Genomic DNA, 12,947 nt, shown 5'->3' with positions numbered 1-12,947 from the left:
CAGCGCATGCTGCATCAGGCGCTCATTGCCCGCCATCGCGCTCGGCCAGCCAGCGCTGCAGCGCCGCCGGCACTTCGCGCTGCGCGCGGCCGGACACGTAGATGCCGATGTGGCCGCCGCGGAAACTGAGTTCGGCATAGTCGTCGCTGCCGACCAGGCCGCGCAATGCGCGCGAGGCGTCCGGCGGCACCAGATGGTCCTGTTCGGCGTAGATGTTCAGCACCGGCATGGCGACCTTGGCCAGATCCACGGCGTGCTCGCCGATGCGCGCGCGGCCATGCACCAGCGCGTTGTCCTGGTAGAACTGCTTGACGAACTCGCGGAAGGTCTCGCCGGCCAGGTCGGGCGAATCGAAGATCCATTTCTCCATGCGCAGGAAATCTTCCAGCGCGCGCGGATCGTCGAGGATGTCCAGCAGCCCCACGTATTTCTGCAGGTTCAGCCGGAACGGCTTGAGCATCAGGTAGCTGGCGTTCATCAGGTCCGCCGGCACGTTGCCCAGCGTGTCCACGAACAGGTCCACGTCCACCTGCCGTGCCCAGTTGGACAGCATGTTGTCCGGGGTGTGGAAATCCACCGGCGTCACCATCGTCACCAGGTTGCGGACCTTGTGCGGCTGCAGCGCCGCATAGCACAGCGAGAAGGTGCCACCCTGGCAGATGCCGAGCACGTTGACCGGCGCACCGGCAGCGGCCTCGCGCAGGTGATCGACCGCGCCGTCGATGTAGCGCAGCAGATAGTCTTCCAGGGTCAGGTAGCGCTCGGAACGGTCGGGATAGCCCCAGTCCAGCACGTAGACGTCCTCGCCCAGCGCCAGCAGGCCCTTGACCAGCGAGCGGTCGGCCTGCAGGTCGACCATGTACGGACGGTTGACCAGCGCATAGACGATCAGCAGCGGCACCTTCGCGGTGGGCGGCCGCTCGCCGACGAAGCGGTACAGCACCACCTTGCCGTCGCGCCACACTTCCTGCCGCTCGGTGACGCCGTACTGCACGTCGTCCAGCCCCGGCAGCACGCGCAGCCCTTCCATGAGCTTGCGCTGCAGCTCCAGCGTTTCCTGCAGCAGGTCGTCGCTGCTGAAGCTCAACGGCCCTTTCATGCGCGGCTCCGGCGCGGCGTGGCGCCCGACTTGCCGCGTGCCGGCTTGGGCGCAGCGGGCTTGGGTTTCGTGGCGGGCTTGGGCTTCACGCCAGCTCTGGTCTTTGACTTCGCGACAGGCTTGGACTTGGCCGGCGGCTTGGGCGTGGAAGCGCCGCGCGCGCCGGACTGATTGGCAGCAGAGACCCTGGCCCTCGCGCCAGCTGGCGCCGCCTTGGACGCCGCAGCGGCCGCGGGCCTGGAACGCGACGGCGGACGCGCGACGGTCTCGCCGCTCGCGGCCCGTTCCGATGGCGCCGCCGCGGCGGCCGGCGCCGCGCCACGCTCCAGCCGGCGCAGCCGCCGCTCCAGATCGGCGATATGCCGATGCGCGGCATCCAGTTCGGTGCGGGTGGGCAGGCCCAGCTGCTCGCACAGCTGCTCGGTCTCGCGTTGCAGCAGCGCACGCAGGCGCATCTGCGCATTGGCGAAGCCGGCGTAGACCTCGCGGAATTCTTCCGACAACGCCGACGCGGCATAGGCCTCTTCGGCGGCGTCGATCCACAGGTCGAACATCGCCCGCGCATTGGTCAGCTGGCGGCCGGGATCCTCGTGCTCGCGCAATTTGGTCTCGAACACGCCGAAGGCGCGATCGATCGCGCCCTGCAGCTGGCTCATATAGGCCTGCAACTGCGCCTGGTAGTCCTGCTGCGCCTTGGCCAGGGCGCGCCAGCGCGCATGGTGGTTGCGGCCCGGACCGAAGCCCGGCATCTGCAGCCACGGCCCGCTGTCGCGCTGCCAGCCCTGCAGCCATTGCGCCGCCTGCTGCAGCCAGGGATCCACGCCGGCCTGGCCGGCGCCGCGCGCGGTGCCGAGCAGCCATTGCAGCATCTGCTCGCGCTGGCCCTGCACCTGCTGCTTCCAGGCGTCGGCCACGTCGGCACTGCTGGCATCGCGCCCGGCGAACTGCGCGGCCACCTGCTGCATCGCGCCGAACCACTCGCCGGCCTGCTGCTGCAACTGCGACACCGCGTCCTCGGCCTGCGCCCCGGTGCCGCGCGGCAACCACTGCGCCCAGGTGTCGATCGCCTCGCGCCACGACCCGTGGCCGGCACCATCGGCGGGCTGTTGCGCGGCCGCAGCGCCACTGTGGCGCAACGCATCGCTCCACGCGCCCCAGTACTGCCGCGCCAACGCTTCGAAATCGCCGGCACCGCTGCCGCCGCTAGCCTTCATCGCCACCCTCCCAGGTCAGGCGGGGATGATAGCAACCTGCCGCCGCTCAAGGCTTGGGAATGCGCAGGGTCTTGCTGATCATCAGCGAACCGGACAGCGCGAACAGCAGCACCAGCGGGTGCAGCAGCCATGGTCCCAGCCGCCATTGACCCCACCACAGCGCATCGCCGAGATGGCCCAGGTGTGCGGCGACCGCGAGCACGATCACCAGCGCCAGGCTGCTCGGGATCGGCGTGCCCTCGAAATACGGCACCTTGTCGCCGTCGCCGGCCAGTTGCTCGGCGGTGACGTTGTAGCGCGCCAGACGGCTGACCCCGCAACACACGAAGAAGCTCAGCACCAGCCAGTCCCAGCCGCCCTGCATGCCGCAGGCGTAGGCCAGCGCCGCCGGGGCGACGCCGAAGGAGATCACGTCGGCCAGCGAATCCAGTTCGCGGCCGAGCGTGGACGAGGACTTGCGCCAGCGCGCCACGCGCCCGTCCAGCGCATCGAACACGAACGCCAGCGGGATCAGCGCCATGCCGATCAGCAGGTCGCTGCGCCGGCCCTCCTGCAGGAAGCGCATCGACGCGAACACAGCACCTGTGCCGCAGAAGGCGTTGGCGAGGGTGAACCAGTCGGCCAACTGGAATTCGCGCAGCATCGAAAAGTGGCGTTTCATCGGCATGGCGTGGCGGATCCGGGGTGAGAAGGGTGCGACCGGCACAGGGTAGCGTGGCGCCACCGCACTGGCGAGGACCGCCGCCATGGCGCCGTCGCCCCGCGCTGCTACGCTGCGCACCTTCCCTCCCGACAGGTGCTTCCCATGCAGACCGTCCTGATCACCGGCGCCGCCAGCGGCATCGGCGCCGGCATCGCCCGCGAACTGGCCGCCGGCGGCCGCCACCTCGTCGTCAGCGACCTGGATGCGGACGCGGCCGCGGCGGTGGCCGCGCAGCTGCGCCAGGCCGGCGGCTCGGCCGAGGCGGTGGCGCTGGACGTGGCCAGCGAGGCCAGCATCGGCGCGGCGCTGGCGGCGCTCTCGCGGCCGGTGGACGTGCTGGTCAACAACGCCGGGCTGCAGCACGTGGCGCCACTGCAGGACTTCCCGATGGCCAGATGGAGCCTGCTGGTCGAGGTGATGCTGACCGGCGTGGCGCGCCTGACCCAGGCCGTGCTGCCGGGCATGCGCGAGCGCGGTTTCGGCCGCATCGTCAACATCGGCAGCATCCACTCGCTGGTCGCCAGCCCGTACAAGAGCGCCTACGTCGCCGCCAAGCACGGCCTGGTCGGTTTCTCCAAGGCGATCGCGCTGGAGACCGCCGAGACCGACATCACCATCAACACGCTGTGCCCCAGCTACGTGAAAACCCCGCTGGTGGACAAGCAGATCGCCGACCAGGCGCGCACCCGCGGCATTTCCGAAGCCGACGTGATCGCGCAGGTGATGCTCAAGCCGATGCCCAAGGGTGTGTTCATCGACTACGACGAATTGGCCGGCTGCGTCGCGTTCCTGGCTTCACCGGCGGCGCGCAACATCACCGCGCAGACCATCGCCATCGACGGCGGCTGGACCGCGCAGTAGCGGCGCAGCGCGTTGCGGCGACACGCGGATTGATTGGGACGGCAATCGATGCTGGCGAATTTTTCGCCAGCATGGCGACAGGCATTGCGCTGCAACGCGATCGCGGGCTTATCCACAGCGTTTGGCCTGTTCCATCCACACCCGCTGTGGAGAAGCGCCCTCGGGCCTGGTGAAATTTTCATCACCCGGCAAAATGCGGCAGCAGTTTCAGCGACTTGCCCTGCTTGCCCACAGGCTTGTGCAGGATCGATCCACAGCCGCTGTGGACAAGCCAGGCGCAGGCTCGAGCGCGCTCAGACCCGCGAATAGCGCCACGACAGCATGCGCCCGTCGCGGTACGGCATCACCCCGTGGAACGGGCGCGGATCGCCGTCGAACACCAGCGGCAGGAAGTGGCGGTCGCCCTCCCACAGCGGCAGCGTTTCCATGTCCGCCACCGGCACCCAGGCCAATGTGCCCTCGGCGTTCTCGGTGAACGGTTCGCCGCTGTAGGCGCTGATCAGGAACAGGAAGCCCAGCCAGTCCTCGCCGTGCTTGCCGAAGCCGGGCCAGCTGATCGTGCCGCGCAGTTGCAGCGCGTCGCAGTCGATGCCGGCTTCTTCGCGGATCTCGCGGCGCATGCCGTCCAGCACGTCCTCGTCCGCCTCGACCTTGCCGCCCAGGCCGTTGTACTTGCCCAGGTGGTGGTCGCCGGGCCGGGCGTTGCGATGGATCAGCAGGACCTTGGAGCGGTCGGGCGACAGCACGTAGCCCAGCGTGGCGACGATCGGGGTGTAGGGCATGCGGCAGGCGGGCGAGTCGGCGGGCGCGCAGTATGCCGCATCCGCCAGGGCCGACGATCAGCGCGCCGGCGCCGCCGCGTCTTCGACCGGGCGCTTCAGCGGCCCGGCCGGCTTCAGCGTGGCCACGCCGTGGCCGCGCTCGGCCAGGTATTCCAGCCACTTGCTGAGGAAGGTGTTCATGCGCATGCGGTGGCTGATCAGTTCCGCCGGCGGCGGATACAGCCCCATCACGTCCTGCCAGCGGCGGCCGACGTAGCAATGGGTGGTCTCGGCCTGGCGCGCGTCGCGGTACAGGCGCACGTAGGCCGACGGGTCCGGCTCGCCGGTGAGCGGGTCGCACAGATCGTAGGTGAGGCGCAGTTCCACCGTGTAGCGGTGGTGCTCGATCACGTCCAGGCGCAGGTCCAGGCCGTCGCCGATCGAGGACAGGTAGCTGCCCACGGCCAGGTCGGACGGCACGAACAGCCGGTTCAGGTGCACGAAGTTCTCGGCGTACAGGCCCATCAGCCAGCCGAATCGGCTCAGCCGGGGGATGCGTTCGCTGCGGGTCAGGGCGTGCTGCATGGAGCCGATGCTACACGTTGCAACGCCGGCGCGGCAGCATTGACGGATCGCCCGTGCCGGCCTACCTTGGAAGTCTCGGCAGCAAGGCGCGACCGCCGCGCCGATAGGCCGATTTCGCGCAGGCTGCCCGATCCGCCCCGCGGCGTTTCAGAACATCTCGCGCTGCAGCCCCAGCGTCGCCAGCACCTTGCTGGAAATCTCCTCGATCGAGGTATGCGTGGTGCTCAGGGTCGGGATCCGTTCCATCCTGAACATGGTCTCGGCCGCGGACACCTCGCGCCGGCAGGTCTCCAGGTTGGAATAGCGCGAATTCGGCCGCCGTTCCTGGCGAATCTGCTGCAGGCGGTCCGGATCGATGGTCAGCCCGAACAGCTTGCTGCGATAGGGACGCAACCGCGGCGGCAGCCGGTCCTGTTCCAGATCCTCCTCGGTCAGCGGGTAATTGGCCGCGCGCACGCCGTAGTGCAACGCCAGGTAGATGCAGGTCGGCGTCTTGCCGGCGCGCGAGACGGCGACCAGGATCAGGTCGGCCTCGTCGTAGTTGATCGCGATGCCGTCGTCGTGGGTCAGCGCGAAGTTCATCGCGTTGATGCGGCGGTGGTAGGTCTCGAAATCGACCAGGCCATGCGCCTGCCCCACCCGCGAATGCCGCGGCGCGTTCAATTCGCGCTCCAGCGGCTCGATGAACGGCGCGAACACGTCGAGCATCAAGGCCCCGCTTTCCGACAGCAGCATGCTCAGCTGCGGATCGACGCAGGAATTGACCACGATCGGCCGCACCTGATAGCGCTCGCCCGCGGCGTGGATGCGCTGCGCCGCCTCGCGCGCTTTTTCCGGATCGTCTACGAACGACATGCGGTCGGTGACGAAGCTGAAACCGCTGAACTGGGTGAGCAGGCTATGCCCAATGGTTTCAGCGGTGATACCGGTTCCATCGGAGATGTAGAACACCGGTCGGATCGTCGACATTGCCTGGATTCTCCTTGCTGAAACCCAACGGATGCCCCCGGCCGCGCTTGTGCCGACTCGGGTGCGCACTGCATGATATCGGCTTCTTCCCCCACGAACGCGGCCACTCTGCCCGCCTCGGGCGATGGCCCCACGGAGCATCGCGCTTGAACGAGAACATCCTTTGGTTGCACGAGTTGCGCCTGACCGACCTGGCCCGCGTCGGCGGCAAGAACTCCTCCCTCGGCGAAATGATCGGCAACCTGGCAGGCTTGGGAGTCTCGGTACCCGGCGGCTTCGCCACCACCGCCGAAGCGTTCAAGGCGTTCGTCGCCCACAACAATCTCTACCAGCGCATCTTCGACAAGCTGGCGACGCTGGACGTGGAAGACGTCGGCGCGCTGACCGGGGCCGGCAAGGAAATCCGCGGCTGGGTCACCGAGGCGCCGCTGCAGCCTGAGCTGGACCAGGCGATCCGCGAGGCTTACGCGCAACTGTGCGCCGAGAACGGCGGCGGCGACGTCGCGGTGGCGGTGCGCTCCTCGGCCACCGCCGAAGACCTGCCCGACGCCAGCTTCGCCGGCCAGCAGGAGACCTTCCTCAACGTGACCGGCGCCGACGACGTGCTGCACAAGGTCAAGGAAGTCTTCGCCAGCCTGTACAACGACCGCGCCATCGCCTATCGCGTGCACCACGGCTTCAAGCACGAGGACGTGTTCCTGTCGGCCGGCGTGCAGTTGATGGTGCGCTCGGGCGTCGGCGCCGCCGGCGTGCTGTTCACGCTCGACACCGAATCCGGTTTCCGCGACGTGGTGTTCGTTACCTCGAGCTTCGGCCTCGGCGAAATGGTCGTGCAGGGCGCGGTCAATCCCGACGAGTTCTACGTCTACAAGCCCACGCTCAATGCCGGCAAGCCGGCGATCCTGCGCCGTTCGCTGGGCAGCAAGCTGATCCGCATGGTGTATTCGGACGTGCCCGGCGAGCGCGTGCGCATCGAGGACACCCCCGCCGAGCTGCGCAACACCTTCTCGATCAGCGACGAGGACGTGCAGGAACTGTCCAAGCAGGCGCTGGTGATCGAGAAGCACTACCAGCGGCCGATGGACATCGAATGGGCGAAGGACGGCGTCAGCGGCAAGCTGTTCATCGTGCAGGCGCGCCCGGAGACGGTGAAGTCGCGCGGCCATGCCACCCAGATCGAGCGTTTCGCGCTGGAAAAGCGCGGCACGGTCATCGCCGAAGGCCGCGCCATCGGCCAGAAGATCGGCGCCGGCGTCGCCCGCGTGGTGCGCAGCCTGGACGACATGAGCCGGGTGCAGCCCGGCGACGTGCTGGTCGCGGACATGACCGATCCGGATTGGGAGCCGGTGATGAAGCGCGCCTCGGCGATCGTCACCAACCGCGGCGGCCGCACCTGCCACGCAGCGATCATCGCCCGCGAGCTGGGCGTGCCGGCGGTGGTCGGCACCGGCAACGCGATGGAGCTGATCGAGGACGGCCGCGAGGTGACGGTCAGCTGCGCCGAAGGCGACACCGGCTTCATCTACGCCGACCTGCTGCCGTTCGAGCGCACCACCACCGACCTGGGCAACATGCCGCCGGCGCCGCTGAAGATCATGATGAACGTGGCCAACCCGGAGCGCGCGTTCGACTTCGGCCAATTGCCCAACGCCGGCATCGGCCTGGCGCGGCTGGAGATGATCATCGCCGCGCACATCGGCGTCCACCCCAACGCGCTGCTGGAATACGCCAGGCAGGACGCGGCGACCAAAAAGAAGATCGACGAGAAGATCGCCGGCTATGCCGACCCGGTCAGCTTCTACATCAACCGCCTGGCCGAAGGCATCGCCACGCTGACCGCCTCGGTGGCGCCGAATCCGGTGATCGTGCGCCTGTCGGACTTCAAGTCCAACGAATACGCCAACCTGATCGGCGGCGCCAACTACGAGCCGCACGAAGAGAACCCGATGATCGGCTTCCGCGGCGCCAGCCGCTATGTCGACCCGAGCTTCTCGGCCGCGTTCGCGCTGGAATGCAAGGCCGTGCTCAAGGTCCGCAACGAGATGGGCCTGGACAACATGTGGGTGATGATCCCGTTCGTGCGCACCCTGGAAGAAGGCCGCAAGGTCATCGAGGTGCTGGAGAAGAACGGGCTCAAGCAGGGCGAGAACGGCCTGAAGATCATCATGATGTGCGAGCTGCCGTCCAACGCGCTGCTGGCCGACGAGTTCCTGGAGATCTTCGACGGCTTCTCGATCGGCTCCAACGACCTGACCCAGCTGACCCTGGGCCTGGACCGCGATTCCTCGATCGTGGCGCACCTGTTCGACGAGCGCAACGCGGCGGTCAAGAAGCTGCTGTCGATGGCGATCAAGGCCGCGCGCGCCAAGGGCAAGTACGTCGGCATCTGCGGACAGGGCCCGTCGGACCATCCTGACCTGGCTGAGTGGCTGATGCAGGAAGGCATCGAATCGGTGTCGCTGAATCCCGACACCGTGGTCGACACCTGGCTGCGCCTGGCCAAGCTGAAAGCCGCCGGCTGATGGGCACGGCAACGACGTGGCTGGCGGCGGTCGCGACGGCGGCCTCCGCCGCACCGGCGGCGCGGACCCAGCAGCCGTTCAACTGGAGAGACCTGGATTGGGCGCAGTACGCGCTCAACTGGGGCGTGGCGCTGATCATCCTGGTGCTGGGGATGTGGATCGCCAAGCGCCTGAGCCTGTGGCTGCACCGCGCGCTGGTCCGCGCCCGGGTGGAGACCACGCTCAGCAATTTCCTGCGCAACGTCGCCTATGCGTTGCTGCTGGTGCTGGTGTTCGTCACCGCGCTGCAGAAGATCGGCGTGCCGCCGACCTCGCTGTTCGCCGTGCTCGGCGCGGCCGGCCTGGCAGTCGGCCTGGCGCTGAAGGATTCGCTGTCCAACATCGCCTCCGGGGTGATGCTGATCGTGCTGCGGCCGATGCGCGATGGCGACCACGTGGTGGTGGCCGGACAGGAAGGCATCGTCGACGAGATCCGGATCTTCCAGACCCGCATCCGCTCCTTCGACGAGCGCATGATCACCCTGCCCAACAGCACCATCACCACCGCGCCGATCGTCAACTACAGCACCCTGCCCAACCGGCGCCTGGAGATCACGGTGGGCGTGGGCTATGGCGACGACCTGAAGAAGGCGCAGCAGTTGCTGCTGCAGATCGCCCAGGACAATCCGAACATCCTGGAGACGCCGGCGCCGTTCGTGCAGGTCACCAACCTGGGCGAGAGCACGGTGGACCTGATGCTGTTCGCCTACGCCAGGAACGGCGACTTCGGCGCGGCCAAGAGCAGCACGCTGGAGAACATCCGCAACCAGTTGCTGGAGAACGGACTCAGCATTCCCTACCCGCAGCGCGATCTGCACGTGTACCACCACGATGCCGACGGGCGTCCGATCGCCGAGCTGCTGCTGAAGGGCGTCACCGACGACGGCGAGACCAAGCAAGGGCCGCCGCTGGCGCGTTGACGCTGGCCTTGCCGCAAGGCCGCGCCGTGCAGGCGCGGCCTGCGTGTCGCGCAGCGCGACTCAGCGCGCGCCGCCGCCCTGCCCGCCCAGCGTGCCCATGAATGGGCGGTAGTAGCGCAGTTCGTCGATCGAATCGTGCACGTCGCTGAGCGCGGTATGCGAGGAGGTCTTGTTGAGTCCCGACGCCACCGCCGGCGCCCAGCGCCGCGCCAGTTCCTTCAGTGTGGACACGTCCAGGTTGCGGTAGTGGAAGAAGCGCTCCAGCCGCGGCATCTGCCGGTGCAGGAAGCGCCGGTCCTGGCAGATCGAGTTGCCGCACATCGGCGACGCGCCCGGCTTGCACCACTGCGCCAGGAAGGAAACGGTCTGCGCCTCGGCCTGGCCCAGGGTGACCTGGCTGTCGAGCACGCGCTGCCACAGTCCGGAATGGCGGTGCTGGTTGCGGTTCCATTCGTCCATCGCCTGCAGCGTCTGCAGCGGATGGGCGATGGCGAATTCCGGGCCCTCGGCCAGCACGTTGAGCTGGCTGTCGGTGACCACCGTGGCGATCTCGATGATCGAATCCTTGTCCGTGTCCAGGCCGGTCATTTCCAGGTCGATCCAGATCAGACGATCGTTGTCCACGTGCGGTTCCGCCATATCACCATCCAGTCGTTCGCGGCGGCATCGCCGGCGCGGGGGTTTCGTATCGGTCGTGCATGATACCGCGCGTGACCCGGCGGCTTCACGTCCTGCCAGCGCCGCACCGCGGCGCTCAACCGCCCAGCGGCGGCCGGCCGCGCTTGGCGCGGAAATAGTTGCTCAGGCGCAGCCCGGCCGGGGCCGCCAGCACGCCGCCGCGCACCTGCACGCGGTGGTTGTGGCGCGGATCGGCGAGCAGGTCGAACACGCTACCGCAGGCGCCGGTCTTCGGATCGGCAGCCGCGAACACCAACTGCGCCACGCGCGCATGCACCACCGCCATCGCGCACATCGCGCACGGCTCCAGGGTCACGTACAGGGTGCTGCCGAGCAGGCGATGGTTGCCGAGCCGGCGCCCGGCCTGGCGCAGCGCCACGATCTCGGCGTGCGCGCTGGGATCGTGCTCGGCGATGTTGAGGTTCCAGCCCTCGCCCAGCACCTCGTCCTGCGCCGAGACCAGCACCGCGCCGACCGGGATCTCGTCGAATTCGCGCTCGGCGCGGTCGGCCAGGGCCAGCGCATGCAGCATCCAGCGCTCGTCGCGCGCGGCGCTGTCGCTGTCGCTGTCGCCGTTCATCGCGCCGCGGCGTGCTTGCGCACGAACTCGGCGAACACCGCCAACGTGGCTTCGCTGACATGGTGCTCGATGCCCTCGGCATCGCGCCGCGCGATGTCCTCGTCGATGCCCAGCGCCAGCAGGAACTGCTCCACGGTCTGGTGCCGCTGCCGGCTGGCGGCCGCCAGCGCCTCGCCGTCGGGCGTCAGGAACACGCCGCGATACGGCCGCTGGATCACCCAGCCGCCCTTGACCAGCCGCTTGAGCATCTTCGCCACGGTCGGCTGGGCCACGCCCAGGCGCGCGGCGATGTCCACCTGCCGCGCCTCGCCGCCGTCGGCCAGCAGGTCGGAGATCAGCTCCACATAGTCCTCGATCAGCTCCAGGCGGTGCGCCTCGCGCACCTGGCGGAAGCTCTCGACCTGCACTTCGGCGTCGAGCAGCACCGCCCCCGGTGCCGTCAACTTCCCGCTTTTCTGCATCGCAACGCCCTTGTCCGGTGCCGGCGAACGCCGGCCGCTGCCTATTCTGGCCGAAATCGCGCCTATCGCAGCGATTTGATTTGCCAATGCTAAAGAGAATAGCAAGTGCTATATACTCGATCGCGCCATTCCCACGCACGTTTCCGCCATGGCCGATCCCATGCCCCTGCCCGATTCCAACGCTGCCTGGTCGCAGGCCGACGGCCCGCCGCGGCGCAGCCTCGGACGCATGAACAGCAGCGTCGCCGTGCCCAGCGGCGGGCTCGGCTGGCGCCGCTTCCTGGCCTTCCTGGGGCCGGGCTACATGGTCTCGGTGGGCTACATGGACCCGGGCAACTGGGCCACCGACATCGCCGGCGGCTCGCACTTCGGCTACCTGCTGCTGTCGGTGATCCTGCTGTCGAACCTGATGGCGATCGTGCTGCAGGGGCTGGCGGCGCGGCTGGGCATCGCCACCGGCCGCGATCTGGCGCAGGCCTGCCGCGAGCACTATTCCAGGCCGGTCAATTTCCTGCTGTGGCTGGCCTGCGAGGCGGCGATCGTGGCCTGCGACCTGGCCGAGGTGATCGGCACCGCGATCGCGCTGAAGCTGCTGTTCGGCATCCCGCTGACCCTGGGCGCGATCATCACCGCGATCGACGCGCTGCTGGTGCTGTACCTGATGCGGCGCGGCTTCCGCACGTTGGAGGCATTCGTGATCGCGCTGCTGCTGGTGATCTTCGCCTGCTTCGTGGTGCAGATCGCGATGGCCGCGCCGCCGCTGCGCGAGGTGCTGGCCGGCTTCCTCCCGCGCGCCGAAGTGGTGACCAATCCGGCCGCGCTGTACCTGGCGATCGGCATCATCGGCGCGACGGTGATGCCGCACAACCTGTACCTGCATTCGTCGATCGTGCAGACCCGCGCCTACGAGCGCAGCGACAGCGGCCGCCGCTCGGCGCTGCGCTGGGCACTGGCCGACAGCACCATCGCGCTGAGCCTGGCGCTGTTCGTCAACGCCGCGATCCTGGTGCTGGCCGCCGCGGTGTTCCATGCGCACGGCCGCACCGACGTGGAGGAGATCGAGCAGGCCTACGAACTGCTGGCGCCGATGCTCGGCGTCGGCGTGGCCTCGACCCTGTTCGCGGTGGCGCTGCTGGCCTCGGGCATCAACTCCACGGTGACCGCGACGCTGGCCGGGCAGATCGTGATGGAAGGCTTCCTGCACCTGCGCATCCCGGCCTGGGCGCGGCGCCTGCTGACCCGCGGCCTGGCGATCGTGCCGGTGGTGGTGGTGACCTGGCTGTACGGCGAGCAAGGCACCGCCAAGCTGCTGGTGCTGAGCCAGGTGCTGCTGTCGATGCAGCTGCCGTTCGCGGTGATCCCGCTGGTGCGCTTCGTCGCCGACAAACGCAAGATGGGCACGCTGGTCGCACCGCGCTGGCTGGTCTGGCTGTCGTGGATCATCGCCGCGCTGATCGTGGTGCTCAACGTGAAGCTGCTCGGCGATACCCTGCTGCACTGAGGCGGCGCAAGAACCCAGGCACCGCGCTGACGCGGCGGCCTGGGCGACTCGGCG

The 12,947-nt window shown here is 68.5% G+C and carries 13 protein-coding genes; 4 read left to right on the top strand and 9 right to left on the bottom strand.

Annotated elements, in window-relative coordinates; all coding sequences use genetic code 11:
* Positions 1–22 precede the first annotated feature (22 nt).
* The 3 genes from NRY95_10770 to NRY95_10760 are packed head-to-tail and all read right to left on the bottom strand — an operon-like array spanning position 23 to position 2,974.
* Positions 23–1,099 carry a class III poly(R)-hydroxyalkanoic acid synthase subunit PhaC gene (locus NRY95_10770; GenBank protein ID UYC18397.1) on the bottom strand — a complete coding sequence of 359 codons (1,077 nt, stop codon included), beginning with the start codon at positions 1,097–1,099 and terminating at the stop codon, positions 23–25.
* The gene (phaE, locus tag NRY95_10765; protein UYC18396.1) at positions 1,096–2,313 is read right to left on the bottom strand and encodes a class III poly(R)-hydroxyalkanoic acid synthase subunit PhaE; all 1,218 of its coding nucleotides are present in this window, start codon (positions 2,311–2,313) and stop codon (positions 1,096–1,098) included. The genes NRY95_10770 and phaE overlap by 4 nt, the downstream gene beginning before the upstream one ends.
* A 46-nt stretch (positions 2,314–2,359) precedes the next feature.
* Positions 2,360–2,974: a phosphatidylcholine/phosphatidylserine synthase gene (locus NRY95_10760; GenBank protein UYC18561.1), complete on the bottom strand. Its 615-nt coding sequence runs from the start codon at positions 2,972–2,974 to the stop codon at positions 2,360–2,362.
* Positions 2,975–3,118: 144 nt separating this feature from the next.
* Here NRY95_10760 and NRY95_10755 point away from each other — a divergent pair, with 144 nt between their 5' ends.
* Positions 3,119–3,877, top strand: coding sequence for a 3-hydroxybutyrate dehydrogenase (locus tag NRY95_10755; GenBank protein ID UYC18395.1), 759 nt, complete (start codon positions 3,119–3,121; stop codon positions 3,875–3,877).
* Between the two features lie 293 nt (positions 3,878–4,170).
* Here NRY95_10755 and NRY95_10750 read toward each other — a convergent pair whose 3' ends face one another.
* From NRY95_10750 to NRY95_10740, 3 genes are all read right to left on the bottom strand, one after another.
* Complete coding sequence (locus NRY95_10750) at positions 4,171–4,659, bottom strand: 8-oxo-dGTP diphosphatase (protein UYC18394.1); 489 nt, start codon at positions 4,657–4,659, stop codon at positions 4,171–4,173.
* A 57-nt stretch (positions 4,660–4,716) separates the two neighbouring features.
* Complete coding sequence (locus NRY95_10745) at positions 4,717–5,223, bottom strand: DUF1249 domain-containing protein (GenBank protein UYC18393.1); 507 nt, start codon at positions 5,221–5,223, stop codon at positions 4,717–4,719.
* Between the two features lie 147 nt (positions 5,224–5,370).
* Positions 5,371–6,192 carry a kinase/pyrophosphorylase gene (locus NRY95_10740; GenBank protein ID UYC18392.1) on the bottom strand — a complete coding sequence of 274 codons (822 nt, stop codon included), beginning with the start codon at positions 6,190–6,192 and terminating at the stop codon, positions 5,371–5,373.
* 146 nt (positions 6,193–6,338) lie between these two features.
* On the opposite strand from NRY95_10740, the gene ppsA reads away from it, so the two are divergent.
* A complete protein-coding gene (ppsA, locus tag NRY95_10735) occupies positions 6,339–8,714 on the top strand; it encodes a phosphoenolpyruvate synthase (protein ID UYC18391.1) in 2,376 nt (791 codons plus the stop codon).
* Positions 8,714–9,673, top strand: coding sequence for a mechanosensitive ion channel family protein (locus tag NRY95_10730; GenBank protein UYC18390.1), 960 nt, complete (start codon positions 8,714–8,716; stop codon positions 9,671–9,673). Before ppsA ends, NRY95_10730 begins: the two co-directional genes overlap by 1 nt.
* A gap of 60 nt (positions 9,674–9,733) precedes the next feature.
* Here NRY95_10730 and orn read toward each other — a convergent pair whose 3' ends face one another.
* From orn to mntR, 3 genes are all read right to left on the bottom strand, one after another.
* A complete protein-coding gene (gene orn / locus NRY95_10725; protein UYC18389.1) occupies positions 9,734–10,312 on the bottom strand; it encodes an oligoribonuclease in 579 nt (192 codons plus the stop codon).
* Positions 10,313–10,427: 115 nt separating this feature from the next.
* Positions 10,428–10,931, bottom strand: a complete 504-nt coding sequence (gene tadA, locus NRY95_10720) for a tRNA adenosine(34) deaminase TadA (protein ID UYC18388.1) — start codon at positions 10,929–10,931, stop codon at positions 10,428–10,430.
* Entirely contained in the window at positions 10,928–11,392 is a 465-nt protein-coding gene (mntR, locus tag NRY95_10715) for a manganese-binding transcriptional regulator MntR (protein ID UYC18387.1), read from the bottom strand. Before mntR ends, tadA begins: the two co-directional genes overlap by 4 nt.
* Positions 11,393–11,552: 160 nt before the next feature.
* Between mntR and NRY95_10710 the strand changes: the two genes are divergently transcribed.
* Complete coding sequence (locus NRY95_10710) at positions 11,553–12,893, top strand: Nramp family divalent metal transporter (protein UYC18386.1); 1,341 nt, start codon at positions 11,553–11,555, stop codon at positions 12,891–12,893.
* Positions 12,894–12,947 lie beyond the last annotated feature (54 nt).

This window comes from Xanthomonas campestris pv. phormiicola (assembly GCA_025666215.1).
Taxonomy (GTDB): domain Bacteria; phylum Pseudomonadota; class Gammaproteobacteria; order Xanthomonadales; family Xanthomonadaceae; genus Xanthomonas_A; species Xanthomonas_A campestris_A.
This window is presented reverse-complemented; position numbering and strand designations above follow the sequence as displayed.

Excerpts from the sequence above, each read along its gene's own strand:
- NRY95_10740 (UYC18392.1), bottom strand. The coding sequence starts at position 6,192 with ATGTCGACGATCCGACCGGTGTTCTACATCTCCGATGGAACCGGTATC.
- orn (UYC18389.1), bottom strand. The coding sequence starts at position 10,312 with ATGGCGGAACCGCACGTGGACAACGATCGTCTGATCTGGATCGACCTG.
- NRY95_10710 (UYC18386.1), top strand. The coding sequence starts at position 11,553 with ATGCCCCTGCCCGATTCCAACGCTGCCTGGTCGCAGGCCGACGGCCCG.
- NRY95_10770 (UYC18397.1), bottom strand. The coding sequence starts at position 1,099 with ATGAAAGGGCCGTTGAGCTTCAGCAGCGACGACCTGCTGCAGGAAACG.
- NRY95_10730 (UYC18390.1), top strand. The coding sequence starts at position 8,714 with ATGGGCACGGCAACGACGTGGCTGGCGGCGGTCGCGACGGCGGCCTCC.
- NRY95_10755 (UYC18395.1), top strand. The coding sequence starts at position 3,119 with ATGCAGACCGTCCTGATCACCGGCGCCGCCAGCGGCATCGGCGCCGGC.
- NRY95_10750 (UYC18394.1), bottom strand. The coding sequence starts at position 4,659 with ATGCCCTACACCCCGATCGTCGCCACGCTGGGCTACGTGCTGTCGCCC.
- tadA (UYC18388.1), bottom strand. The coding sequence starts at position 10,931 with ATGAACGGCGACAGCGACAGCGACAGCGCCGCGCGCGACGAGCGCTGG.
- NRY95_10745 (UYC18393.1), bottom strand. The coding sequence starts at position 5,223 with ATGCAGCACGCCCTGACCCGCAGCGAACGCATCCCCCGGCTGAGCCGA.
- phaE (UYC18396.1), bottom strand. The coding sequence starts at position 2,313 with ATGAAGGCTAGCGGCGGCAGCGGTGCCGGCGATTTCGAAGCGTTGGCG.
- mntR (UYC18387.1), bottom strand. The coding sequence starts at position 11,392 with ATGCAGAAAAGCGGGAAGTTGACGGCACCGGGGGCGGTGCTGCTCGAC.
- NRY95_10760 (UYC18561.1), bottom strand. The coding sequence starts at position 2,974 with ATGAAACGCCACTTTTCGATGCTGCGCGAATTCCAGTTGGCCGACTGG.